This window comes from Thiocapsa imhoffii, assembly GCF_016583985.1.
Lineage (GTDB): Bacteria > Pseudomonadota > Gammaproteobacteria > Chromatiales > Chromatiaceae > Thiocapsa > Thiocapsa imhoffii.
The window spans coordinates 1-24,855 of sequence record NZ_NRSD01000018.1; the positions used below are offsets into that span (position 1 = coordinate 1).

The 24,855-nt window shown below is 60.2% G+C and carries 19 protein-coding genes and 1 tRNA gene; 12 read left to right on the plus strand and 8 right to left on the minus strand.

Annotated features, from left to right (window positions below):
- Positions 1–359: 359 nt before the first annotated feature.
- Positions 360–755 carry a YchJ family protein gene (locus tag CKO25_RS15130; protein ID WP_200388790.1) on the plus strand — a complete coding sequence of 132 codons (396 nt, stop codon included), beginning with the start codon at positions 360–362 and terminating at the stop codon, positions 753–755.
- A gap of 604 nt (positions 756–1,359) precedes the next feature.
- On the plus strand, positions 1,360–1,749 hold the full coding sequence (locus tag CKO25_RS15135; protein ID WP_200388791.1) for an H-NS family nucleoid-associated regulatory protein: 390 nt from the start codon (positions 1,360–1,362) through the stop codon (positions 1,747–1,749).
- 106 nt (positions 1,750–1,855) lie between these two features.
- On the opposite strand, the gene CKO25_RS15140 is transcribed toward CKO25_RS15135, so the two are convergent.
- A tRNA-Val gene (locus CKO25_RS15140) sits at positions 1,856–1,930 on the minus strand.
- A 488-nt stretch (positions 1,931–2,418) separates the two neighbouring features.
- Here CKO25_RS15140 and rlmD point away from each other — a divergent pair.
- The 3 genes from rlmD to CKO25_RS15155 are packed head-to-tail and all read left to right on the plus strand — an operon-like array spanning position 2,419 to position 4,760.
- Positions 2,419–3,744, plus strand: coding sequence for a 23S rRNA (uracil(1939)-C(5))-methyltransferase RlmD (gene rlmD, locus CKO25_RS15145; protein WP_200388792.1), 1,326 nt, complete (start codon positions 2,419–2,421; stop codon positions 3,742–3,744).
- Positions 3,745–3,746: 2 nt separating this feature from the next.
- Positions 3,747–4,235, plus strand: a complete 489-nt coding sequence (locus CKO25_RS15150; RefSeq protein WP_200388793.1) for a CYTH domain-containing protein — start codon at positions 3,747–3,749, stop codon at positions 4,233–4,235.
- A 21-nt stretch (positions 4,236–4,256) separates the two neighbouring features.
- A complete protein-coding gene (locus CKO25_RS15155) occupies positions 4,257–4,760 on the plus strand; it encodes a L,D-transpeptidase (protein ID WP_200388794.1) in 504 nt (167 codons plus the stop codon).
- Between the two features lie 161 nt (positions 4,761–4,921).
- Here the strand turns inward: CKO25_RS15155 and CKO25_RS15160 are convergent, their stop codons facing one another.
- The 3 genes from CKO25_RS15160 to grxC are packed head-to-tail and all read right to left on the minus strand — an operon-like array spanning position 4,922 to position 6,060.
- On the minus strand, positions 4,922–5,383 hold the full coding sequence (locus CKO25_RS15160; RefSeq protein WP_200388795.1) for a hypothetical protein: 462 nt from the start codon (positions 5,381–5,383) through the stop codon (positions 4,922–4,924).
- A complete protein-coding gene (locus CKO25_RS15165; RefSeq protein WP_200388796.1) occupies positions 5,373–5,804 on the minus strand; it encodes an RNA-binding S4 domain-containing protein in 432 nt (143 codons plus the stop codon). Before CKO25_RS15165 ends, CKO25_RS15160 begins: the two co-directional genes overlap by 11 nt.
- The gene (gene grxC, locus CKO25_RS15170) at positions 5,797–6,060 is read right to left on the minus strand and encodes a glutaredoxin 3 (protein ID WP_200388797.1); all 264 of its coding nucleotides are present in this window, start codon (positions 6,058–6,060) and stop codon (positions 5,797–5,799) included. The genes CKO25_RS15165 and grxC overlap by 8 nt, the downstream gene beginning before the upstream one ends.
- A gap of 402 nt (positions 6,061–6,462) precedes the next feature.
- On the opposite strand from grxC, the gene pepN reads away from it, so the two are divergent.
- Together pepN and lptF are read left to right on the plus strand one after the other, a co-directional pair.
- Positions 6,463–9,126, plus strand: coding sequence for an aminopeptidase N (pepN, locus tag CKO25_RS15175; RefSeq protein WP_200388798.1), 2,664 nt, complete (start codon positions 6,463–6,465; stop codon positions 9,124–9,126).
- Between the two features lie 173 nt (positions 9,127–9,299).
- Complete coding sequence (gene lptF, locus CKO25_RS15180; RefSeq protein WP_200388799.1) at positions 9,300–10,442, plus strand: LPS export ABC transporter permease LptF; 1,143 nt, start codon at positions 9,300–9,302, stop codon at positions 10,440–10,442.
- Here lptF and CKO25_RS15185 read toward each other — a convergent pair.
- From CKO25_RS15185 to CKO25_RS15200, 4 genes are read right to left on the minus strand one after another with little or no spacing between them, the layout of a single operon-like run.
- Entirely contained in the window at positions 10,384–11,187 is an 804-nt protein-coding gene (locus tag CKO25_RS15185; protein WP_200388800.1) for an ABC transporter permease subunit, read from the minus strand. The genes lptF and CKO25_RS15185 overlap by 59 nt on opposite strands.
- On the minus strand, positions 11,184–12,104 hold the full coding sequence (locus tag CKO25_RS15190; RefSeq protein WP_200388801.1) for an ABC transporter permease subunit: 921 nt from the start codon (positions 12,102–12,104) through the stop codon (positions 11,184–11,186). The genes CKO25_RS15185 and CKO25_RS15190 overlap by 4 nt, the downstream gene beginning before the upstream one ends.
- 29 nt (positions 12,105–12,133) lie before the next feature.
- Entirely contained in the window at positions 12,134–13,270 is a 1,137-nt protein-coding gene (locus CKO25_RS15195; protein WP_200388802.1) for an ABC transporter ATP-binding protein, read from the minus strand.
- Positions 13,271–13,310: 40 nt separating this feature from the next.
- Positions 13,311–14,414: a polyamine ABC transporter substrate-binding protein gene (locus CKO25_RS15200; RefSeq protein ID WP_200388803.1), complete on the minus strand. Its 1,104-nt coding sequence runs from the start codon at positions 14,412–14,414 to the stop codon at positions 13,311–13,313.
- A 239-nt stretch (positions 14,415–14,653) separates the two neighbouring features.
- On the opposite strand from CKO25_RS15200, the gene CKO25_RS15205 reads away from it, so the two are divergent.
- The 5 genes from CKO25_RS15205 (at position 14,654) to CKO25_RS15225 (ending at position 24,835) form a co-directional block, all read left to right on the plus strand.
- Complete coding sequence (locus tag CKO25_RS15205) at positions 14,654–15,691, plus strand: MerR family transcriptional regulator (RefSeq protein WP_200388804.1); 1,038 nt, start codon at positions 14,654–14,656, stop codon at positions 15,689–15,691.
- Positions 15,692–15,788: 97 nt separating this feature from the next.
- Positions 15,789–17,375, plus strand: coding sequence for an imidazole glycerol phosphate synthase subunit HisF (gene hisF / locus CKO25_RS15210; protein ID WP_200388805.1), 1,587 nt, complete (start codon positions 15,789–15,791; stop codon positions 17,373–17,375).
- A gap of 27 nt (positions 17,376–17,402) precedes the next feature.
- Positions 17,403–18,317, plus strand: coding sequence for a COG3904 family protein (locus tag CKO25_RS15215; protein WP_200388806.1), 915 nt, complete (start codon positions 17,403–17,405; stop codon positions 18,315–18,317).
- 592 nt (positions 18,318–18,909) lie between these two features.
- Positions 18,910–19,776: an RnfABCDGE type electron transport complex subunit B gene (locus CKO25_RS15220; RefSeq protein ID WP_200388807.1), complete on the plus strand. Its 867-nt coding sequence runs from the start codon at positions 18,910–18,912 to the stop codon at positions 19,774–19,776.
- 124 nt (positions 19,777–19,900) lie between these two features.
- Entirely contained in the window at positions 19,901–24,835 is a 4,935-nt protein-coding gene (locus CKO25_RS15225; RefSeq protein ID WP_200388808.1) for a 2-oxoacid:acceptor oxidoreductase family protein, read from the plus strand.
- Positions 24,836–24,855 lie beyond the last annotated feature (20 nt).

The following is a 24,855-nucleotide window of genomic DNA, read 5'->3' on the forward strand; positions in this document are numbered from 1 at the left end:
CGCTCCAGGTCAGCGAGCAGCGCCACCGCCCCCGGGAGGGCGCGCTCCCTCTCGAGCAGCACCCCGTAGGCATCGAGCAGAAAACCGTCGTACTGGCGGCGCAGCGATGCGAGATCAGTCAGCGGGGCATCCGGCATTATCGGGCGATCACGCGCGAATCGGGTTTCTTGCATGCGAACACATCCTTTCGGTCGTCGCGACAGTGTGCTGTCGACACTCGTGTCATCATCCTGCGACAGTTATCCAGTCGACGCCACTCCGACCATTGGGATGCTCCAATCAGGTTGATCCATCGACCTGCAAACCGCCAACCCCTGTGGCAGACTGTCCAACCAGATTGACCATCGACGCGATCCACCATGCCGCTTGCGATGACCTCTTGCCCCTGTGGCGGCCCACGCCCATTCGAACTCTGCTGCGGTCCGGCCCTGGACGAGGGCATCCCACCGCCGACCGCCGAGGCGTTGATGCGCTCACGCTATGTCGCCTATACCCTGAGCAGGACCGACTATCTTCTCGCAACCTGGCATCCGCGCACACGACCACCCCGCATCGATCCAGACCGCACGCCCGTGCGCTGGCTCGGACTGAAGATTCGTCGGGTCGAGGCGGGCACCCCACAGGATCACGAGGGGATCGTCGAGTTCGTTGCTCGCTACAAGATCGGCGGACGAGCTCACCGGCTCCATGAAACCAGCCGGTTCGTCAAAGAAGACGGACGCTGGTTCTACCTGGACGCGGTGACACTCGACTGAGCCACCGTCGCGAGGCCATCCTCGGGTGGTGCTCAACCTCGTCGACCTCTTGGGCTTCGGGCCTACGGTCAGGAAGGTCTATAGGAATCCCCATTCCGAATCCTTGACCTTTTTCGCGATCCTGGCCGCATGCAACAGCATCGTGGTCATGGCTTTGGAACATGAATCCGTTGCCACAGTCCTGTTCCTAGCGACCATTGCCATCGTCTGTCTTCTGCTCCTCTTCCTGATCGTCTCTCGCCGGAGGGTGTTGGCGGCAGCATGACCTGAACACCTTGCATGGCTCACTCAGGGAGTGGACGGATCTCGCTCTCCCGAGTGCTCAGGATTCTATTGTTCAATGGGGAGTCGGCACCAACGCAACGTGATTCCATCGCGCAGAAGCCTTGGGATGGACACACTGCGAATCGGTCAGGCGTTCCGGTGCCCTTTGCACTCCATTCCACAGTCCAATCGTTCCCTGGCAAAGCCCATCTGACTGGATGGGTCAAATGGATTCGACGCCCGCTCATCAATTATGCTTTAATGCACACCTTGATCTCAGCATCAACGCATCCATGTCAATACTCGCTCAAAAGAAAACGCACACAACTGGAACGGAAGTATGGAATACGAACAACTGAGTCTGGACGAACTGCAGAAACAGGCCGAGGAGATCGCCTACCAGCAATCGGTCATTGCCCAACTACTGGTCAAAAAACGAGAAGAAGGACGCGGCGATTTCATCCGCGAACTGCGCGATCTCATCCTTGAGCGCGGCTATGACCTTGAGGATATCGCCAGTCGACTGACCCGCGGAGCTCGGAAAACGACCAGCAACAACCCCGTCGACAAGCGTCGCTATGTCGATCCCAACGACCACGAACGTTTCTATATCCGTGGTCCGCTCCCGGGTTGGCTGAAAGAGCAGATGCAGGCCAATGGCTACGACCCGGCGAGCAAGGAAGACCGTGACCGCTTCAAGGCCGAGCGGCTGACGCTGATCGACCCCTGATCAAAATGGATGCCCTACAGTCGGAGGGCGGGTCTTAAGACGGGCCCGCAATGGACCCACGACGCAAAAGCCGACCAGAGGTCGGCTTTTATGTTCTTAGTTTATATGGTGGGCGCAGGTGGGATCGAACCACCGACCCCTGCCGTGTGAAGACAGTGCTCTCCCGCTGAGCTATGCGCCCGATCAGCACAGAATTGTAACAGTGGTCTGAGACACGGTCAATTCCGGCTCGCCGTGATTCAGCAGACTGATCCTCTGTGTCGTTCCTTTGCGCTACCTGTGGTCTAGCGTCTGATATCGCGGCTGGCATGCTCCCGCCCCACGCGTTGATATTCCAGGGGGCGAGCGATGCCGATTGGCCGCCAACGCGCCCGGGGCTCACAATCTGTGCCTGCATCTGTCCGCCCCAGGCATTCACGTTCCAAGGGGCGAGGGTCGCGGCCTCGAAGTTAGGGTTGACGAGAAGATGATGGGTACCCTAGCCCCGTGCAACAGAGGTGAACAGGGCGAGGAATCCGATGACGACCCAATGCCAGGCCGGAGGTTGCTGGATATTCAATGAAAAAGAGAGACATGCAGGATTTAGGCTAATCCCGTCGGCCCCTGTACGTGGGAAGTCTGGACAGATCGTTGTTGCAACCAGGGATTCGAACCATCGGAGGATCTAAGGTGTCGAGAAGACGCAAACCACTCCCTGTGGAGACCGTCGACGCGCTGATCGAGGGGTTGACGCACGAGGGCAGGGGCTTGACGCATATCGAAGGCAAGGCTGTCTTCATCGATGGTGCCTTGCCAGGCGAACAAGTCCGTTTTCGTTATCGGCGTCAACGGCGGCGCTTCGACGAAGGGACGGTGGAGGAGGTGTTGCAGAGCTCCTCGGATCGGGTGCAGCCGAGGTGTTCGCATTTCGGTGTCTGTGGGGGCTGCAGCCTGCAACATATGCATGTTGATGCGCAGATCCGGTCTAAGCAGGAGAGTCTTGCAGCCCTTTTGGCACGCATCGCAAAAATCTCACCGCAGACGTGGCTCCCTCCCTTGCGGGCCAACGCCTGGGGTTATCGTCGCAAAGCGCGTCTTGGGGTTCGCTATGTGTCGAAGAAAGGGCGCACGCTCGTCGGCTTTCGGGAGCGTGGGAACGCCTTTATCACTGACGTGAGTCAGTGTGAGGTTCTGCATCCAAGTGTAGGAGCTCGGATGAGCGCCATCGCGAGCCTGATCGATACCCTGACAATTCGCGATCAGGTTCCGCAGATCGAGGTGGCGATGGGGGACGATACGACCGTCTTGGTATTTCGCGTGTTGGCTCCCCCGACGGAAACAGATGTGGACGCACTCACGGCATTTGGCGAGCGCGAGGGGTTCAGGATCCATCTCCAGGAGGGCGGGCCCGAGAGCATTCGAGCGTTGTCTGGACAGTCCGCTCCTCTCCACTATGATCTGCCGCACCATGATCTGCGGCTGGACTTTCTGCCTTCGGATTTCACGCAGGTGAATCTTGAGTTGAATCGCCTGATGGTGGACCAGGCGCTGGATCGCTTATCGCCACAACCCGATGATCGAGTGTTGGATCTGTTCTGTGGCCTCGGTAATTTCACCCTGCCGCTGGCGCGACGGGTCAGCGAGGTCGTGGGTGTCGAGGGCGATGACGGGCTTGTCGCGCGGGCGCGGGCGAACGCGGAGCGGAACGGAATCAACAATGTACGTTTTCATGTGTCGGACCTGTATGGTGAGCTGGATCAGCAGCCCTGGTTGTCCGAGCATTTCTCTAAGGTCCTGTTGGATCCACCGCGCAGTGGCGCGATCGCCATTTTGGACTGGCTGCCTCGCTTGGGTGCCGAGCGGATCCTGTACGTGTCCTGCAATCCGGCCACGCTCGCCCGCGATGCTGATCGACTGGTGAATGTGCTGGGGTATCGTCTCAGCGAGGCAGGGGTCATGGATATGTTTCCGCACACCGCACACGTCGAGTCGATGGCGGTCTTTGACCGGAGGTAAGCATGGCATCCGAGATCGAGCGAAAATTTCTCGTCCGCGACGCATCATGGCAAGACGCGATCGAGCGCAGCGAAGCCATCCAACAAGGCTATCTGGCGCAGACGGATCGGGCGACGATTCGCGTGCGGGTGATGGGCGAGCGAGGATTGATCACGGTCAAGGGTGTGACAAACGGGATCACCCGGGATGAATACGAGTATCCGATTCCGGTAGAGGAGGCCCGGGCCATGCTCGAGACCCTCAGCGTTTCATCCGTGATCGAGAAGATCCGTTATCAAGTCCGTGTCGGGACGCACCGTTGGGAGATCGATGTGTTCGCTGGCGAGAACAGCGGGCTCATCCTGGCCGAAATTGAGTTGGAGCGAGAGGATGCACCCTTCGAACGCCCAAGTTGGCTGGGTGAGGAGGTGTCATATGATCCACGGTATTTCAATGCGAATCTCGCGCGCCGACCCTTTCGTCTCTGGCCCGTGGCGTCTCGCTCATCCTAACCCGCTCGGGCGAGTCCGGTCATGGTCATAGCTGACTCGGTCATCGAGATCGATCTGGACCAGCAATGGTTAAGACTCCGGACGGGTCGCCGGCAGCTCGCGAGGTATCGCGTGTCGACCGGGCGCAATGGGGTCGGCGAGCGATTCGGCAGCGGCTGCACGCCCCGTGGTCTGCATCGTGTCCGCATGCGCATTGGCGACGGATGTCCACTCGGCACGGTATTTCGCGCTCGACGACCGACTGGCGAGATCTACTGCGAGGAACTCGCGGCGGCACAGCCTGAGCGGGACTGGATTCTGACCCGCATCCTATGGCTGACGGGTTGCGAACGCGGGTTCAATCGCGGCGGCGAGGTCGATACCCTGCGTCGATTCATCTATATCCACGGCTGCCCGGATACGCAACCCATGGGTGTCCCGCTCTCTCATGGTTGTATTCGTATGCGAAACGATGATTTGATCGCACTATTTGACCGCATTGGGGTCGGGACGCCGGTGCTTCTCACCAGCACAGAAGCAGGCTGAGTCTGTTCATCCGACGGCTAGTCGCGCTCTGGACCCGCCGGCTGGTCTGAATCCGCCTTCGTCGTCCAGAATCCTGACCGCTTTTCGGGCGGTGTCGTCAGGGTTGAAGTGCAATCCTAGGCGTCCCCCACGCGCGGCGGCGGCAAGAGCCTGAGGCCTCCTCAGTCGCGCAGTCGAGAACGTCGCCGCCGTCCCCGGTAGGCCGCAATCTGCTGCATGATTTGTGCGAAAGGCAAGTGTTCGAGCGCACCGAAATGGGCCAGTGCGGCGATGATCAAGCCGCGTACGTCGGCGATGTTCGCGGGAGCGGGCTCGGTTGGCTCGACGACTGCGGCGACGCCGCGTAACCCACCAACCTGTAATCGCAGCGCCTGCGCATGCGGGAGTGCGCGCGTTGGATGACGGCTCTTGAGGGCAAAGCGCGCCTGTTGGCGCAGGAGGTTCAGTAAGGCGATGCAATCGGCTTGCGCCTCATCAGCACCACAATGCACGCCTTCGCGCTCGGCAATACAAAATTTTTGCGCCTGCGAGCATCCACACTGATTGGTGAGCATGGCCTTTTCGAAGACACAATAGCGCTCATTGAGATCACGATAGGTTCGACGAAAGGCATCACTGTCCACGCGGCTCTTGCCCCCTCGAGTTGGCTGGCGTCTTGAATCGTTGAATAAGACGACGATCGCGCTTGTTGGGTCGTCCCGTCGACTCCCCATGCCCGATCCCCAATTCACGACGTTCGAGCACCATGTGTTGACGTCTCAGTCGACTCTGCTCGTCTTCGGTGTAGAGCAAAGCGGCCTCGGATGCGGGACGGCGTTGGGCACAGAGCGCGCGGACCTCGATGGTCCAGGACAAGCCACCTTTCTGGATTTCAAGGCCGGCGCCCACTGTGATGGTTTTTCCTGGCTTGACGCGCTGTCCGTTGAGATGGACCTTGCCGCCATTGATCGCTTCGACGGCAAGTTGGCGTGTTTTGAAGAAACGTGCCGCCCAGAGCCACTTATCCAACCGCATCGTGCTCAGCGGTTCCGGGGACTTAGCCATCGGCGGCGGCCAGCAAGGCATCCAGTTCGCCACGGGCCTCGAGTAGGGCGAGATCGTCATAGCCACCGACATGGTGATTGCCGATGAAGATCTGCGGAACGGTGTTGCGGCGGCTGCGCTGGCGCATGGTCGCCATGTGCTCGGGATTCTGATCGACGGAGATCTCCTCGAATGCCACGCCCTTTCGTTGCAACAACTCACGCGCGCGCCAGCAATATGGGCAGATGCGTGTGGTGTAAAGGATGACAGAAGACATGATGGAATGAGACCTAGGTTAGGGAATAAACGTCGTGATCGACATCAGTGAGTCCGTACCCATGCCAACAGAGGATGCATGCGCCCGCTGTCCCCGGGCAACCAGGTGGCCGTTCGGGCGGCGTCCCGGCTGGCTTAAGAAGCGGAGCTGCCGGAACCTGGCTCGCCCTGTTTTCGGCGCACAGCTTCGCCAGGACGCCTGCCGTTCGTCAACCCAACCTTGAAAATTGCTTGGTTCGACCGGAGGAGGATTGAATCAGGTTCGATCGCGCTTGGGTCCGATCGCTCCAGGGGACGCATCCAACGTCCGCGGGCGAGGGCACGCTTGACAAGGGGTAGCGGAGCAAACCCACCCCGTGCCGATCGCTCCCGGACATCCTTCACGAAGCAGCAGGATATCAGCATGTATCGCGACAGGCCCCATCCGGTTCGACTTGCCGACTACCGTCCACCAGAGTTCCTCATCGAGCGTGTCGACCTGACGTTCGAACTCGACGAGCAGGTCACAACTGTCCATGCTCTCCTTGAATTCTCCCGCAACCCGGCGGCCACCCGTGGCGATGGGAGTTTGACGCTCGATGGTGAACAACTTGAGCTGATTGAGCTCAAACTTGCTGGACAGACCCTGACACCAGCGGAATATCAGCTTGAAGCGGAGGCATTGCGGATCCATCGCGTGCCCGATCGGTTTCAACTCGAGACGCAGGTGCGGATTCACCCCAATCGCAACACCGCTCTCGAAGGCCTCTATCAGTCCGGGCCGATGCTCTGTACTCAATGCGAGGCGGAGGGTTTTCGCAAGATCACCTTCTTCCTCGATCGCCCGGATGTGCTATCCCGATTTCGTACGACACTGATCGCGGATCAGGACCGCTTCCCCGTTTTGCTCGCGAATGGCAATCTGGTGTCTGAGACACGGCTTCCCGCGGGACGTCACCAGGTCATTTGGGACGATCCCTTCCCCAAACCCTGCTACCTGTTTGCACTGATCGGTGGGGATCTGAGCGTCGTCGAGGATCAGTTTCGCACCTGCTCCGGTCGTGACATCGGGTTGCGGATCTTCGTCGAACCGCACAACCTCGATCGTTGTGGCCATGCGATGCAGGCGCTGAAGAAAGCGATGCGCTGGGACGAAGAGCGCTTTGGGCGGGAATACGATCTAGACCTGTACATGATCGTTGCGGTGAGTCACTTCAACATGGGGGCGATGGAAAACAAGGGGCTGAATGTTTTCAATGACAAATTCGTCCTCGCCAGCCCAGATACGGCGACAGATGAGGATTTTCAGGGGATCGAAAGTGTGATTGCCCACGAGTATTTCCATAATTGGACCGGCAATCGCATTACCTGCCGCGACTGGTTCCAGCTGAGTTTGAAAGAAGGATTCACGGTCTATCGAGACCAGGAGTTCTCAGCCGAAGTGGGCTCCCGCGATGTCCAGCGCATTGCCGACGCACGGTTTCTTCGTAACCATCAATTTCCCGAAGATGCCGGTCCGATGGCTCACCCGGTGCGCCCCGATAGCTACATTGAGATCAATAATTTTTACACGCCGACGGTCTACAACAAGGGAGCTGAGTTAGTCCGGATGCAGGCCTGCCTGCTCGGCCCAGAGCTGTTCCGACGTGCAACCGATCGGTATTTCGAGCGCCATGACGGCCAGGCCGTGACGACGGATGACTTCGTGCGCTGCATCGAGGAGGTCAGTGGACGTGATCTCGCACAGTTCCGGCGCTGGTATGCTCAGGCAGGGACACCCTATCTCGATATCGAGGCCGATCATGATGCCACCCGGCACCTCTATCGACTGCGAATCCGGCAATGGACGCCACCCACTCCAGGCCAACCCGTCAAGGAACCGCTCCATCTGCCGTTTGCGCTGGGTCTGCTGGACGATCAGGGCCGCGAATGCCCTGTCCGCCTCGAGGGCGATGTCCAGGATCAACCCGCTGGGACCCGTGTGCTCGAACTGCGCGAGCTTGAGACAGAGATCTGTGTGCTCGGTCTGCGGACGCGACCCGTGCCCTCGATGCTGCGTGGCTTCTCCGCGCCAGTGAAGCTGCGCTATGCCTTCACCAACGCCGACCTGATTCACCTCATGCGCTACGATCGCGATGGGTTCTGTCGCTGGGATGCGGCGCAGCGACTGCAGGAGCGGCTGCTATTGAGGTTGACACAGGATCCGACGACCCTAATCCCAGACGATGTCGTTGCGGCCTTCCGCGATGCCTTGCGCGATCCGGCGACGGATCCCGCCTTGATCGCTGAACTCCTCACCTTTCCCTCTGAGAGCTATCTTGCTGATCAACTTGATGTCGTCGACGTCGACGGGATCCACCGCGCGCACCGCCAGCTTGCGAGCCATCTCGGAACCCATTTGAACGATGATCTGATGGCCGCCTATGCGCACAATCAGGATCCAGCACCCACTGAAGTGACCCCAAGGGCGATCGGGCGGCGGCGTTTGAAGAACCGCGCCCTGGCCTTGCTGATGGCTGTGGATGGTGCCAAGGTCTTCAATCTCTGCCAGACGCAGTTCGAGACCGCGGACAATATGACCGACACCCTCGCGGCGCTGCGTTTGCTCGTTGACCACGGCGGAGCGGCCGGCGACGCGCCGCTGCAGCGGTTTTACGAGCGGTGGTCGCAGGTGCCATTGGTCATCGACAAATGGTTCAGCGTGCAGGCCTCGAGTTGCCGAGAGGGGACGGTGGAGCGGGTGCGAGGCCTCATGGCTCATCCTGATTTTTCCTTACGCAATCCTAATCGCGTGCGCAGCCTGATCGGTGCACTCTGTCACGCCAACTCGGTGCAGTTCCATGCCGCGGACGGTTCCGGCTACCGGTTACTCAGCGACGTCGTGCTCGAACTGGATCCACTGAACCCGCAGATTGCCGCACGGTTGCTCAAGCCGATTCTGTCCTGGCGTCGCTATGATGCGGGACGGCAAGCACAAATGCGCCGCGAACTCGCGCGCGTTCTCGAAACCGGGGAACTCTCGGCCGATGTCTATGAGGTGGCATCCAAGGCCCTTGATACGGTTCCCGAGCAAGCTGAATCATCCTGAGAAAACGCAGCTACCAGCCGCGTTTTGGCGCGCCAAGATGGCGCGTCGACTGATCATCGGGCCACCACCTGGGCGCTGGAAAACGAGATTAGGAATTGCTGGGGACAGGCGTTGGATCGGGTTGTGCGCTTGCGGTTGTGTCAGAATGTCAGATCGCCTCATTAGGGACAGTCATGCTCGGAATCGTCGATCGTTACCTGCTGCTCGAAGCGACCAAGGTCCTGGTCGCGATCGTTGCGGTATTGATGATGATCGTCGCGAGTCTGCTCTTCTTGCGCACATTGGAAGAGGTGAACGCCGGGGCGTTGAGCGTGCATCTCGTGGTGCAATTTCTGGGTTACAAAGTGCTCGGCGATCTGGCGCGGATCCTGCCTCCGGCATTTTTCCTGGCCGTCCTCGTCACCTTGACCCGGCTCTCGAAGGACAGCGAACTGATCGCGATGGGAGCCTGTGGGATCGGTCCCGGTCGATTGTTACGAGGCCTGCTCGTGTTGGCGGTCCCGGTGGCTGTGGTGGCCGCTTGGCTGTCACTGGTTGTCCAACCCTGGGCCGCTGCGGGGGTGCTTGAGATTCGCTTCGAGCAGAATCAGCAAACCGCGCGGGTCGCGGGACTCCAAGCCGGCCGCTTCTATCTCGATCAAGGCGGTCAAGTGGTGCTCTATATCGGCGAGATGGACCGTCAACAATCACTTGGAGATGTCTTCATTCTGGACCGACGCGATGAGGTTGCTCGGCTCGTCGTGAGTGACGGGGGACATCATCGGGTCGAGCCGGAAAGCGGCGATCATCTGGTTGTCCTCTCGCGAGGTCATCGGTTCGACGGAGTGCCGGGGTCGGCGGCCTTTTTGATCGGTGATTTCAATGAGTACTTCATCCGCATTCGCGCTTCGCATGCCCCACTTGCGCACATGCACAAGCGATCCACCACGCCGAGTCTGGAGTTGCTGCGTTCGGACGACTTGGCCGATCGCGCCGAACTCGAGGATCGACTTGCCATGCCCCTGGCGATCCTGGTCCTGACGATCATCGCCATCCCGTTGGTTTCGCTCTCGCCCCGTCAGCGCAGTTCGGCGCGCTTGACGCTTGCCTTCCTGGCCTATTTCAGTTTCTTCAATCTGCAGCGGCTGGCCGAAACCTGGCTGGCAACTGGTGTCACGCCGGTCTGGTTGACCAGCTTCTGGTATCAATTCGTCATTCTCGGCGTCGTCTATCTGGTGCTCTTGCCCGATAGCCTCTGGATGAAGCGAACACGCGCGGCTATCGCCGCGCGCGCTCCCCGCGCAACGCGAGCGCGGCGATCAGCACCGCGAGTGTGACGATCGCGACAATGATGGTCGCTAAGGCATTGATCTGCGGTGAGACACCCAGACGCACACTGGAGTAGATCACCATGGGCAAGGTGGTCGAACCAGGGCCGGCGACAAAACTGGCAATGACCAGGTCATCGAGCGAGAGCGTGAAGGCCAGCAGCCAGCCGGCAAGTAAGGCCGGTGCGATCAAGGGTAGGGTGATCCGCAGGTAGACCGTCAGTGGGCGCGCGCCCAGATCCATGGCGGCCTCCTCAAGAGAGCGGTCTAACTGCAGTAGGCGCGCCCTGACGATCACGGCAACATAGGCCATGCTGAAGGTGATGTGGGCGATGGTGATGGTCGTGAAGCCGCGCCCATCCGGCCAACCGATGCCCTGCTGCATGGCCACGAAGAGGAGCAGGAGCGAAAGCCCGATGATCACATCGGGCATGACCAGTGGCGCGGTGATCAGGAGTTCGAAACCGGTCCGTCCACGGAAATGCCGATGACGCACCATGGCATTGGCGGCCAGCGTGCCAAGCACCACGGCAAAGGTCGCATTGGTGGCGGCGATTCGCACGCTCAGCCAGGCCGCATCGAGCAACTGTGTGTTGCGAAACAACTCCCCATACCATTTCGTTGAGAAACCACTCCAAACCGTTACCAGCCGCGACTCGTTGAAGGAGTAGAGGATCAACAGCAGGATCGGCACGTAGAGAAAGGCGTAACCAAACGCGAGGACGCTCAGCAGCGGCCAGCGTTGACGCTTCATGGTCGGTTCTCCTCAAGCCGCTGTTGCAGTCGTTGCATCATCACGAAGGGCACGACGAGAATCCCCAACAGCACGATCGCGAGGGCCGAGGCAAGGGGCCAGTCGGTGTTGGAGAAAAATTCGGTCCACAACAACTTCCCCAGCATCAGACTCTCGGGTCCGCCAAGCAGGTCTGGGATGACGAATTCACCCACGACCGGGATGAAGACCAACATACTTCCGGCCAGGATACCTGGCAGCGACAGGGGCACGGTGATCCGGAAGAAGGCGCGTAGCGGACGACAGCCAAGGTCGGCGGCGGCCTCAAGCAAGATCGGGTCGAGACGGGTCAGGTTGGCATAGAGTGGGAGGATCATGAAGGGCAGGTAGGAATAAACGACACCGATGTAGACGGCTGTTGGCGTATGGAGGATGCTCAGCGGTGTTTCGATCAGGCCAAGCCACAAGAGCAGATCATTGAGGAGTCCGTTCGTCTGGAGGATTCCAATCCAGGCGTAGACGCGAATCAGAAAGGAGGTCCAGAAGGGCAGGATGATCAGCATCAAGAGAATGAGGCGCCAGCGTGAGGCGCTCGTCGCAATGGCGTAAGCCATGGGGTAGCCGAGCAGCAGGCAGAGCACCGTGGAGACGAAGGCCACCTGCAAGGAATGCCATAAGGCCCATGCGTACAGATCGTCTTCGAACACCAAGAGAAAGTTGCCGAGATTGATCTCGATTTGCAGCAGACCGCGGTCGAGCCAGTGCCATAACGCGGTGTAAGGCGGCTGCGCCAGCGTCGACTCGGCGAGACTGATGTGCAGCACGATCACGAATGGCAGCAGGAAGAAGAGACCAAGCCAGACATAGGGCAAGCCGATATTGATCAAGCGACTGAGGCGCCGGTCACTTCGGGCTTGGTCCTGCATCGATCTGGACATGTTGACTTCCACCTCACGAGCGGCCGGCTCTATTCGGTCAAGATCACGCCACTGCTGGGCGACCATTCGATAGCGACGGCCTGGTCCCAAGTGAGCGCCTGTTCTGTTCGCGGTTGCACATTGGTCAGCGTCATCTCCACCAGGGAGCCGTCGGCGACCCGGATCCGGTAGATGGACACGTCGCCGAGGTAGGCGATGTCCTCGACGACGCCTTGTACCTGATTGACACCGTCTTCACGATAATCGGAGCAGATCCGCATTTTCTCAGGTCGAATGGCCACGGCAACCGATGCCCCGATCGCGAGTGGTTGGAAACTGCGCATCTGCAGCGGGCGACCGAGTTGCGTCTCGACCGTGACCAACTCACCCGCGCTCTCCACGACCTTGCCCTCGAAGAGGTTGACCGAACCGATGAACTCCGCCACGAACCGACAGGTCGGGAACTCATAGATCGCCGTTGGGGTATCGATCTGCATGATCTGTCCGGCGTCCATCACGGCGATGCGGGTGGACATGGTCATCGCCTCTTCCTGATCATGCGTGACCGTCACAAAGGTGATGCCGAGACGTTCCTGCAAGTTGACCAACTCGAATTGTGTGTTCTCGCGCAGACGTTTATCGAGCGCGCCGAGCGGTTCGTCGAGCAACAAGAGTTTGGGATGCTTGGCTAGACTGCGTGCAAGCGCGACACGTTGACGCTGCCCGCCGGAGAGTTGATCGGGACGACGTTTGCGCAATTCGCTGATCTTCAGCAGGTTGAGCATCTCCGCGACCCGCTCGGCACGCTCGCGACTCGGGAGACGCTCCTGTTGCAGTCCGAACGCAATGTTTTGCTCCACGCTCATGTGCGGAAACAAGGCATAGGACTGAAACATCATATTGACGGGGCGCGAATAGGCCGGCACCGCCGTGACATCGACCCCGTCGATGAAGATCCGCCCCGAACTGGGTGACTCCAACCCTGCGAGCAGCCGCAGCAGGGTTGATTTGCCGCACCCCGAACTGCCTAAGAGGGAAAAGAATTCGCCCTGAAAAATGTTCAGACTGACGTCGTCGACTGCATAGACATCGCCAAATTTTTTGGTGACGCGGTCGATGCGCAGATAGGGCGCCGCTTTGGGATCCTGCCAAGGCTCCAGGGAGCGACGCTCAGCAAGTGTGGCCATGGCCGCCTCGGTTGCGTGGGTGGGAGGTGACCTGTCCGCGTCAGCGGTTGGCCTTGATCCGTGTCCAACGGCGGTTGAGTTCGCGGATGTCGCGATCACTGCGCTCGCTGGGCACGAAGAGTCGATCCATGACTTCGGGCGGAGGGTAAATCGCACTGTCCTCACGCACCGCCGCATCGAGCAGGGCGGTCGCCTCGCGATTGGGATTGGCGTAGAAGACCTCGTTGGAAATCGCCGCGATCACTGCAGGCTCGAGGATATAGTCGATGAATGCCTGAGCCGCGAGCGGGTTCGGGGCATCGGCCGGAATGGCCATGACATCCGTCCAGAAGGCGGCCCCCTCACGCGGGATATGATATTCGATGACCACGCCGCGGTTGGCTTCGGCGGCCCGCTCCCGGGCCTGGAGGACATCGCCCGAATAGCCCATGGCGACGCACAGCCCGCCGTTGGCAAGATCACTGATGTATTGCGAGGAGTGAAAATAACGCACGGCAGGGCGGATCGACCGGATCAAGGCCTCGGCGGCATCGAGGTCGCCGCGCTCGAGGCTATTGGGATCCTTGCCGAGATAGGCGAGGGCCGCGGAGAAGACCTCCGTGGAGTCATCGAGCAGGCTGATTCCACACTTGGAGAGTTGCAACGCCATCTCCGGATCAAAAATCAACCCCCAGGTATCGGTGTCCGCGTCCTCGCCGAGGATGGCATTAACCTGCTCACGGTTGATCCCGATCCCGGAGGTCCCCCACAGATAGGGCACAAGATGCGCGTTATCGGGATCGCTGAGGCTCAGGCGTGACATCACGTTGGGGTCGAGGCGCGCAAGTCCGGGTAGCGCGTCCTGGTCGAGCGGGCGATACATCCCCGCTCTCACTTGCCTGGCTGCGAAGGGATGCGCAGTCGGGAAGACGACGTCATAGCCGCTGCGACCGGCGAACAATTTTGCCTCCAGAACCTCGTTCGCGTCATAGACATCGAGAATGGGGCGAATGCCGGTTGCCGCCTGGAATCCCGAGAGGGTGTCGGCGGCGAAATAGTCATTCCAGTTGTAGAGATGCACGGTCTCGTTGCTTTGCGACCAGACCGGGCCGGTCAGGGTCAGGGCGAGGACAACGGCGGCGAGGGTGTGGGACAAGACGTTCATACAATCCCCGTCAGGTCAAGTTGTCACAGCGGTGAGCGTGACGCAGAGCCCACCGGCTGAAAACCGCCATGCTACTGCAAGTTCATGATCGGGTCGCGCATTTTGGGGATTTGCGGGGAGCATGAGCCTGGCGTCGGACATGGCGCGGCCACGACCGCGGCGGCGGGGCTTGGACCGACGCGGGTCGGCTCCCACCTAGCTCAGATACCAGCACACTATCAGACCCCGAGGAACGGACCTTGAGCGCAGCGGACACCCTGGTTCCCAGCCCCACCTATCGCATTGGGACCGTGTCCCGCTTGACCGGGGTCCCGGCCGACACGCTGCGGGTTTGGGAACGCCGTTATGGCGTCGTCACCCCGATGCGCTCGGATGCTGGCACCCGCTTGTATGGTCCCGACGATGTCACCCGCCTGACGTTAATCAAACGTCTCGTTGATCGCGGGGATGCGATCAGCAGCGTCGCCAATCTGAGTCTCGACCAGCTGCGTGAGCGCGTCCGTGGCACTGATCTGACCAGCCCCCCGGAAACATGCGCACAACCCTGCCGGGTGCTCGTCATCGGGGCCACGCTTGCCAGTCGCCTGAAACGTGCCGCCGCCCAGCTGACTGGACTCGATTTTGTCGGTTTTCATGATTCATTCGACATGCTGCGCTCCTCCAGTCCCGTGAGCGCTGGACCCGATGTCGTGGTTCTGGAATGCCCCTCCCTGCATGCTGATCAAGTGCGTCAGATCAGTGCGCAGATCGCCGAGACGGGGGCGGCACGTGCCATCCTGGTCTACACCTATGCGAACCAAGCAGCACTCGCGCGCATCGATGCACGTCGGATCCTCGCAAAGCGGGCTCCGGTCGATCCGCGGGATCTCCAGCAATGGTGTTCTAACCAGTTGATTCAGGTCAGCCAAGGGGCCTCCACATGCGGTGATCTTGACCTTTCCGCGCCACTTCCGGAACACCGGTTCAGCGATGCGGAACTGCTGCGGATCGCCGCGGTATCGCCGAGTGTGCGCTGTGAATGTCCGCACCACCTGGTGGATCTGGTACTCTCCCTAAATGCATTCGAGCGCTACAGCGCGGAATGCGAAGACCGCAACAGCGACGACGCGGCCTTGCATGCCTATCTGCAGACCACCACCGCGCACGCCCGCGCGATGATGGAGACGGCGTTGGCGCGCGTGGTGGATGCCGAGGGCATCAGCAGCGACCTACAGGCTGCCGCCGCCTGGGAGGCGCACCCAGCGGCTCAGTCGGGCGCGCAACCGCTGGACGACTGAACCTGTACCCGGTTGACGTTAAGATAGCGGATGGGGTGTGAGCAGGGGGGACCTCCACGACTCGCATCGAGTTAGGATCACAGTTGGAATCGGACGCATGATCTCTCTGCTCGACTATGGCGCTGGCAATGTACGCAGTCTTCGCAATGCCATTCACGCCCTCGGCTTCACCTTGACCGAGATCGAGAAACCTGACGACATCCTCAAGGCCGAGCGGCTGATCTTTCCGGGGGTTGGTGCCTTCGGCGCCGTTATGGAACGCCTGGCCGAACGCGGTTATCTCGGGCCACTGCGCGATTATCTCGCTGCCGGCCGACCCTACTTGGGAATCTGCATCGGCCTGCAAATCCTGTTCGAGGGCAGCGATGAGTCGCCCAATGTTCCCGGCCTCGGCATCATTCCGGGGCGGATTCGTCGTTTCGAGTCCGGCACGCTCACCGTTCCGCACATGGGCTGGAATGACGTGCGGGTTGAGCGAGACTGCTCGCTATTTGCCAACTATGGCGGGGAAAAATTTTATTTCGTGCATTCCTATTGCGCCGAGCCGACGTCCCAAAACGCTGCGTGGCACTTGGCGAAGACCGACTATGGGCAACCGTTTCTAAGCGCGGTCGCACAGGGTGATGTGACCGCGGTGCAGTTTCACCCCGAGAAGAGCGGAAACGCGGGACTGCAACTGCTCCGGAGCTTTCTGGAGAACAGTCCCGCCTCCACCCGGGTTGATCCGACTCGCACCGGAGAGCCCACGCGGTTGGCCAAGCGCATTATTGCCTGCCTCGACGTGCGCGCGAATGACGCGGGCGATCTCGTTGTGACAAAGGGCGACCAGTATGACGTGCGCGAGTCCGGTGAGGTCCGGAATCTTGGCAAGCCCGTGGAGCTGGCCCAGCGCTATTATCAAGAAGGGGCCGACGAGATTGCCTTTCTCAATATCACCGCCTTTCGTGAGTGTCCACTGGCCGACCAACCCATGCTCGAAGTCCTTGAACGGACCTCCGAGCAGGTGTTCGTGCCCCTGACGATCGGAGGCGGGATTCGTGCTTTTCGCGATGCCGATGGCACCGGGTATTCCGCGCTCGATGTCGCGCATGCCTATTTTCGTTCGGGAGCCGATAAGGTTTCGATCGGGTCCGATGCCGTGGATGCCGTGCTGGCTTACCGGCAGCGTGGTTTCAAGGATGGCTCCACCGCAATCGAACAGATCGCCGGTGTCTATGGGAACCAGGCCGTGGTCATCTCTATCGATCCGCGGCGCGTCTATGTCCAAGCCCCCGACGCCACCCATCATCAGACGATCGAAACGCGCGCACCAGGACCGCAAGGGGAGCGCTTCTGCTGGTTCCAATGCACCATTAAGGGTGGGCGCGAGGGGCGCGATCTCGATGCGATCGAGTTCGCCCAGGCCTGTGAGGAACTGGGTGCCGGGGAGATCCTCTTAAATTCGATTGACCGCGACGGCACGAACTCCGGCTTCGATCTCGAATTGATTCAGGCGGTGCGCACAGCGGTGCGGATCCCCGTCATCGCCTCGAGTGGCGCGGGTTGTGTCGAGCATTTTGAAGAGGTGTTCGCGCGCACGGATGTCGACGCGGCACTCGCCGCCGGGATCTTTCACCGACGGGAGGTTCCGATCCCGACCGTGAAATCCTTCTTGATTGGCCACGGGATCGAGGTCAGAGCCTAACTCTCCAGAGGATTCATGAGCGTTTTCATGCGGCTCCCATCCCTTCTGCTGTTGCTCGCCTTCCTCACCCTGGGATGGGGCTGCCATTCCGCGCCCGAGCGGACCGACTCAGTGCGCGAACTGGGCCTGGACGGGACGCGCGGTACCACGCCTGCGCGACTCCCCAGCGCGCAGCGTCCACCGACGGGTCTCGGTACCGATGATTGGCTGTCGCAAATCGCGGCCTGTCACCTGCTGCGGGTCGGGCAGAACATGGATGTGGCGGTGACGGACATGGCCGTGATCGCCGCCGCCGAAAAATACGGCTATCGCGTCGAGGACATCATCGAACGCTCCAACCAACTCGTCCAAGAGCATGCGATGCATGGCGAAGCCTTGGTGGTCTTCGCCACAGAGTCCTGTCGTCGGGTCTCGGAGGCCACCGAAACCCCCTCGTCCTTGGTGCGTTTCGAACCCGACGGGACCCCCCGGACGGTGTGGTTGCGGATCGATGGAGCGGATATTGCCGACGGCTTCGCGGATGAGACGATCGCAGAATTGCGCCGCCGGCGCGCGGTTGGGCTCGTCATCAACAGCCCCGGCGGGTCGGTTTTCGAAGCCCGGAAACTCGGCCGCTTTCTGCGCGCGATGGGCTATCGCACGGCGGTCGATCAAGCCTGCACCTCAGCCTGCATCGACATTCTTGCGGGCGGCGTCGAACGCTACGTCACCCCCTCGGCCAAACTCGGAATTCATCAGAGCCGGGTGCCCGCGCGCTTCAGCAGTCACGAGGGTGGGCAACGCTATGTTGCCGACTCCTTTCTCTATCTGCGAGAGATGGGCGTCGACCCAGATGTGGCGATTGCAGCGGCGGCCATCCCCAACAACAAGATCCTGATCATCTCGCTCACCGATGCCCTGAAGACCGGATTGGTCACGGATGTCATCGAGCGTCTGCAATGACTCGCGCCCGCTGCGCGCGGAGCTGAGTCCCTCGCCTGGGTCCGTCTGACGACCACCTCTTCCGCGCCGACCATCCGCTACCGTCGTTTCTCCAAGCCTCCGCGTTTCCCGCAATCCAACTACTGGGCGACCTGACGCAGCGCGCGTTTGCCAAGCCGTGCAGGCACTTCGCTGCGCGGGATCTGAGGATGTGCGTGGTGCGAGGTCAGAGCGCCGCCTCCCTAAGACCAACCCGGGTCCGGCCTGGGTGTTTCGCCGGATCGCGCTCCGCGGGCGGGTATGGCCGCTGATCCAGAGCGGATTGAGTTCGGAAAAACTGCTGAACATGTCCATGCGCTAGATCAAAAAAAGAGCAGAATCAGACGCTTCATATTGTATTCAATAGTAACGATTAATGGAATTATGAATTTTAATACATCATCATTTTGTAAGATTAGACCGTTGTTTTGAACGGCAACCGGATATCGGGGCATGCAGCGTGACCGCCCCGGCTGGAGGATTCAGCCCTGTCCTCGGGCTGCGAGGCTCGTGTGGCGGACCCAACTCCACCCCGCGTTCACCCGTTCGTCCTTTTGCCTTGTGAGCAGTCTCTATGGCAACCATCGCGACCGCTGTCGGCTTCATGGCCGCTCTCGGTATGCTGCTGGCCACGATCCTGATCGTGGCGAACCGGCAGTTGTATGTTTATGAAGATCCTAGAATCGACGAAGTCGAGGATTTGCTGCCGCGTGCGAATTGCGGTGCCTGTGGGACGGCAGGCTGTCGCCCGTTCGCTGAAATGCTGGTCAAGGGGGAGGCTGCGCCAGGCCTCTGTACGGTCAACCCCAAGCATATCAATCAACTGATTGCGGATTATCTCGGTGTTGCGCTCGGCGCGGGGGAGCGGCGAACGGCTCGACTCGCCTGCGCGGGGGGAAAGCACGTCGCATTTCTGCGGGCGTCCTATGCCGGATTGTCCTCCTGTCGCGCCGCGGCATTGGTCGCGGGTGGGGGAAAGGGGTGTGCCTGGGGTTGTCTAGGTCTCGGCGACTGCGAGCTGGTGTGTGAGTTCAAGGCCATCCGTCTCGATCGCTATGGACTGCCCCGTGTTGATGAGTCCAAGTGCACCGCCTGCGGGGACTGTGTCACGGCCTGTCCAAAGAACCTCTTCAGTCTGCATCCGGTGAGTCATCGTCTCTGGGTCGCGTGTCAGAACCGGGATCCAGGCGACGAGGGCGCGCATGATTGCGACGTCGTCTGCACCGCCTGCGGACGCTGTGTGCAGGATTCGCCCGAGGGGTTGATCGGCATCCAGGATCACCTCGCCGAGGTTGATTACACCAAGAACGCCCTGGCCTCGAAGGTGGCGATCGAACGCTGCCCCACCGGCGCGATCATCTGGATCGAGTCGGATGGCCGGGTCATCAAAGGCAAGGATGCACGTAAAGTGATCCGTAAAGAGGCATTACCACTGGCCTGACGCGTCGCACTCAATGCGATCACGCGGCAGAAGACGAAACGAAGCTCTCCGACTGCCCATGTTGGCTTCGAGCCTCTGTTGAGGCCGGAGCAAGGTGCTCGGATAACCACCACAGAGAAGCGCCATGTTCGGAAAGAAAGACGAAAAACAAGTCAAGTATCCCGGTACGCGGATGGCGATGGACGGCAATTCGGCTGTCATCATGTGCGAGCGCGAGGCCTCCGATGCCGCCGGTGCCTATCCCATTACACCCTCGACCCAGATGGGTGAGTACTGGGCGGAAGAGGCCGCGAAAGGCCACCTGAATACCGCGGGACGGCCGCTGATCTTCGTCGAACCCGAATCCGAACATGCCGCGGCGGCCGTCACCGCTGGGATGTCGATGACGGGGCTGCGCGCGACCAATTTTTCATCGGCGCAAGGCGTGGCTTTCATGCATGAGTCACTCTATGCGGCGGTCGGCAAGCGCCTTCCCTATGTTCTCAATATCGGTGCGCGTGCCATCACCAAGTCGAGTCTGAATGTGCATTGCGCGCACGATGATTATCACTGCATCGATGACACCGGTTTCATCCAAGTCTTTGGCAAGAGCGCACAAGAGGCCGCTGATCTCAATCTCATTGCTCGTAAGCTGGCGGAGTTGAGTCTGACGCCCGCGGCAGTCGGTCAGGATGGCTTTCTGACCACGCATCTGATCGAACCGCTCCTCGTTCCGGAGCCGGAACTGATCGCCGAGTTTTGTGGGCAACCGGACGACATCATTCCCTGTCCAACGCCGGCTCAGCGACTCGTCTACGGCGAGACACGCCGGCGCGTTCCCCTTGTTTGGGATGTCGACAATCCCGTCACCTCCGGCACGGTGCAGAACCAGGACGCCTACATGCAGGCCGTCGCTGCGCAGCGTCCTTACTTTTTTGATCACATCGCGCCCATTGCCGAACAGGTGATGGACGAATACGCGACCTTGACCGGGCGTCGTTATCAGCGTGCCAGTGGCTATCGGATCGAGGATGCCGAGTATCTGATCCTGGGTCAGGGCAGCATGATCGTCCAAGCCGAAGCGGTCGTGGATTATCTGCGCGAAAGTCGCAAGCTGAAGGTCGGGGTCGTCAATCTGACCATGTATCGCCCCTTCCCGGGCGATCTCCTCGGCGCATTATTGAAGGGCCGCAAGGGGGTGGCCGTGCTCGAACGCACGGATCAACCCCTCGCCGAGGATCTCCCGATGATGCGCGAGATTCGCTCGGTCTTAAGCAAGTGTCTCGAGAACGGCATGCTCGAGAAGGGTGGGGCGCTCCCCTATCCAGACTACGCCAGCTATCGCGCCGGCGACATGCCGCGCCTGTACTCGGGATGCTATGGATTGGGTTCGCGCGATCTGCAGCCAGAGGGTTTGATCGCGGCCATTGAGAACATGTTGCCACGCGGCGCGCATCGTCCCTTTTTCTATCTATCGGTCGATTTCGTGCGCGATGCGCTGGATCCGAAAGATGAGATTCGGATCCAGCGCATCAAGGACGCCTATCCCAGGATCGGTGAGCTCGCACTGCGTGGGAGCGAAAACCCGAACCTCTTGCCGAAGGGCGCCATTACGGTCCGAATGCACTCGGTTGGTGGATGGGGCGCGGTCACCACGGGCAAGAACCTGGCGATGACCCTGTATGAATTGCTCGGATTCGACATCCGTGCCAACCCGAAATATGGGTCGGAGAAGAAGGGACAGCCAACCACCTATTTCCTGTCCGCGGCACCCGAACCCATTCGGCTCAATTGCGAATACACCTATGTCGATGTGGTTCTGAGCCCGGACCCGAACGTCTTTACCCACTCCAATCCACTTGCGGGTCTCGATCGTGGTGGGCGCTTCATCATCCAGTCGAGCCTCGACAACCCCGAGCAGGTTTGGTCGAGCTTTCCACCAGCGGCACGCCGTTTCATCATTGATCATGAGATCCGCGTCTTCTATATCGACGGATTCAAGATTGCGCGTGAGGAGGCATCCGATCCCGAGTTGCAGTTCCGGATGCAGGGCAACGCCTTCCAAGGCGCATTCTTTGCCGCATCCCCGCTGATGGAACGGGCAGGGCTCGACGAGATGGGTCTGTTCGCCGCGATCGAGGAACAAATTCGTCAAAAATTCGGCGCGAAAGGAGAGCGGGTTGTTCAGGACAACCTGCGAATCGTGCGTCGCGGGTTCGATGAGATCGTCGAGATCACCGACAAGCAAGCGGTCAGTGGGCAGCTGATGCCGCGCAAGGCGCTTGGTCTGCCGGTGATGTTGAAGCAATTGCCCGAAGGTGACGGCGGCGTCAGCGACGTGCACCGCTTCTGGGAGCAGACCGGTTCCTTCTATGCCAGCGGACGCGCCAATGACAATCTGGCTGATCCGCACATGGCCCTGTCACTGATGCCGGCATCCACCGGTGTCTATCGTGACATGACCCAAATTCGCTTCAATTATCCGAAGTATCTGCCGGAGAATTGCACGGCCTGTGGCAATTGCTTCGCAGTGTGCCCGGACAGCGCCATCCCGGGTTTGGTAAATCGTATCTCAGACGTCTTCGCAACCGTCATCACGCGGGTCGAGCGGGGGATACCGACGCAGCATCTGCGCCGTGAGACGCGCACCGTCGAGAAACGGCTCCGCGCCCTGATCGAGTCTGCCGGAGAGGGCCCCGATATCCACGAACTGCTCGATCGTGCCGTCTTGGAGACCCTCGCCAACTATCAGGGTGATCCCGAGCAGAAGGCTGTGGTCGAGGAAGAGTTCGGTCGCTTCATGGCCGCGCTTGGCGATTACCAATTCGCAATCACCAAGCCCTATTGGTCGAATCGCGAGAAAAAACAGAAGGGGAGTGGCGGACTCTTTAGCATCACGATCAACCCCTATACCTGTAAAGGATGCATGGAGTGCATCGAGGTGTGTGACGATGGAGCCTTGATCTCCGAGCCACAGACCACGCAAAGCATCGAGGAGATGCGCGCGAAATGGGACCTGTGGCTCGATCTGCCGACCACCGACCCGGACTTCATCCGGATCGATGACCTCGATGATAAGATCGGCGCACTCGAGACGCTGCTGCTGGACAAGACCAATTATCAGTCATTGATTTCGGGCGATGGCTCTTGCATGGGGTGCGGCGAGAAGACGGTGATTCATCTCTTCACCGCGACGGTGACCGCCTTGATGCAGCCGCGGATCAAGCGGCATCTCGCCGAAATCGACGATTTGATCAACCGCCTCGAGACCCATGTCCGTCTGAAGCTCGCCGCGAAAATCGATCTCAGCAATGTCGCGGCCATCAACAAGGCTGTGAATGCACACCAGGATGTTGATCTGCGGTTATCCGATCTGTCCGCTGAGCTTGATCGTGATCGCAGTGCCGAGCCAGTGGATCCGGAGTGGCTGACCTGGGTGACGGGTTTGCTCGATCAGCTGCGCCAGCTCAAGGGGCAATACACAGCCTCTCAACCGCGCGCCAACATGGGCATCGTCAATGCCACCGGCTGCTCGTCGGTCTGGGGCGCGACCTTCCCATTCAACCCCTATCCCTTCCCCTGGTCGAACCACCTCTTCCAGGATTCGCCCTCGATTGCTCTCGGACTCTTCGAGGGACACATGCGCAAGATGGGCGAGGGCTTCAAGGCTATTCGCATGGCCCGTCTCGAACTCGCGGGTGGCTATCACAGCGCCGAGCACGGCGAAGAGTTGGCCTACTTCGGTTGGAAGGATTTCTCCGATGAAGAATGGCTGCTTTGCCCGCCGGTGGTCGCGGTCGGTGGTGATGGGGCCATGTATGACATCGGTTTCCAGAACCTGTCCCGCGCATTGATGTCCGGGCATCCCGTGAAGGTCATGGTGCTCGACACCCAGGTCTATTCCAATACCGGTGGTCAGTCCTGCACCTCGGGTTTCATTGGCCAGGTGGCGGATATGGCACCCTACGGAAAGTCGGTGAAAGGGAAGACCGAAATCCGCAAGGAGATGGGGTTGATTGGCATGGCCCATCGGACGAGCTTCGTGCTCAACGGCGCGGTGGGCAACCTCACGCATCTGCTCGAGGGCTTCATTGACGGTCTCAACGCCCGTCGTCCGGCCCTATTCAATGTCTACAGCGGGTGTCAGCCTGAACATGGGATCGGTGACGACATGTCCGCCCATCAAAGTCGCATGGCGATCGAGTCACGGGCCTATCCCTTGTTCCGCTTCGATCCGGATGCCGGCAGGAGTTTTGAGGAGTGTTGCTCGATCGAAGGCAATCCAAACCTCGATCGCGATTGGATCAGCTGGACGCTGAAATACACCGATGAGAAGGGCGCGCTCGCCGAGATGGAGGTGCCGTTCACCTTTGCGGATTTCGCCATGACGGAAGGGCGTTTCCGCAAGCATTTCCGCAAGGCACCGCCTGAAACCTGGAACGAGGACATGATCCCGATCGCCGAATTCCTCGAGATGGATGAGGAGGCGCGCCTTGGCAAATTCCCTTACGTTTGGGGAGTCGATACCAAGAATCGGCTGATGCGGGTGCTGGTGAGCGAGGAACTGGTGTCCTCTTGCGAGGAACGTCGATCCTTCTGGACACAAGTGCGCGGAATCTGCGGTCTGCTCAACAAGGTCGACATCGAGCAGGTTCGCAACCAAGCCAAGGCCGAGATGGCGCAGAAGTTAACCACCAGCCTATTGGCCATGGCGGGGGGAGATGCACAGGCGCTTGCGCTGCTCGGCGGTAACGGCCAGGGTCATGGGCATGGCACCAATGGTGCTGGTGCGGCGGGATCCAATGGTGCGAGCCATGACGCAGCCGCGGACTGGGAAGCCGTCTGGGTTGAAACGCCAGAATGCACCGCCTGCGACGAATGCGTGCTGATTAATCCAAGGATCTTCAAGTACAACGCAGAGAAGAAGGTCGAGGTGATGGATCCCCGGGCGGGAACCTTCCTAGAGATTGTGAAGGCCGCTGAAAAATGCACGGCGGGATGCATCCACCCTGGGACGCCCTGGAATCCAGCCGAGGCGGGGCTCGACAAACTCGTCAAACGGGCCGCGAAATACCAATAACCCCGTTCTTCAGACCTGTC

Excerpts from the sequence above, each read along its gene's own strand:
- grxC (WP_200388797.1), bottom strand. The coding sequence starts at position 6,060 with ATGTCTTCTGTCATCCTTTACACCACACGCATCTGCCCATATTGCTGG.
- CKO25_RS15165 (WP_200388796.1), bottom strand. The coding sequence starts at position 5,804 with ATGGCTAAGTCCCCGGAACCGCTGAGCACGATGCGGTTGGATAAGTGG.
- CKO25_RS15155 (WP_200388794.1), top strand. The coding sequence starts at position 4,257 with ATGGTCATAGCTGACTCGGTCATCGAGATCGATCTGGACCAGCAATGG.
- CKO25_RS15225 (WP_200388808.1), top strand. The coding sequence starts at position 19,901 with ATGTTCGGAAAGAAAGACGAAAAACAAGTCAAGTATCCCGGTACGCGG.
- CKO25_RS15195 (WP_200388802.1), bottom strand. The coding sequence starts at position 13,270 with ATGGCCACACTTGCTGAGCGTCGCTCCCTGGAGCCTTGGCAGGATCCC.
- CKO25_RS15215 (WP_200388806.1), top strand. The coding sequence starts at position 17,403 with ATGCGGCTCCCATCCCTTCTGCTGTTGCTCGCCTTCCTCACCCTGGGA.
- CKO25_RS15200 (WP_200388803.1), bottom strand. The coding sequence starts at position 14,414 with ATGAACGTCTTGTCCCACACCCTCGCCGCCGTTGTCCTCGCCCTGACC.
- CKO25_RS15130 (WP_200388790.1), top strand. The coding sequence starts at position 360 with ATGCCGCTTGCGATGACCTCTTGCCCCTGTGGCGGCCCACGCCCATTC.
- CKO25_RS15150 (WP_200388793.1), top strand. The coding sequence starts at position 3,747 with ATGGCATCCGAGATCGAGCGAAAATTTCTCGTCCGCGACGCATCATGG.
- CKO25_RS15135 (WP_200388791.1), top strand. The coding sequence starts at position 1,360 with ATGGAATACGAACAACTGAGTCTGGACGAACTGCAGAAACAGGCCGAG.
- hisF (WP_200388805.1), top strand. The coding sequence starts at position 15,789 with ATGATCTCTCTGCTCGACTATGGCGCTGGCAATGTACGCAGTCTTCGC.
- CKO25_RS15185 (WP_200388800.1), bottom strand. The coding sequence starts at position 11,187 with ATGAAGCGTCAACGCTGGCCGCTGCTGAGCGTCCTCGCGTTTGGTTAC.
- CKO25_RS15220 (WP_200388807.1), top strand. The coding sequence starts at position 18,910 with ATGGCAACCATCGCGACCGCTGTCGGCTTCATGGCCGCTCTCGGTATG.
- pepN (WP_200388798.1), top strand. The coding sequence starts at position 6,463 with ATGTATCGCGACAGGCCCCATCCGGTTCGACTTGCCGACTACCGTCCA.
- CKO25_RS15190 (WP_200388801.1), bottom strand. The coding sequence starts at position 12,104 with ATGTCCAGATCGATGCAGGACCAAGCCCGAAGTGACCGGCGCCTCAGT.
- lptF (WP_200388799.1), top strand. The coding sequence starts at position 9,300 with ATGCTCGGAATCGTCGATCGTTACCTGCTGCTCGAAGCGACCAAGGTC.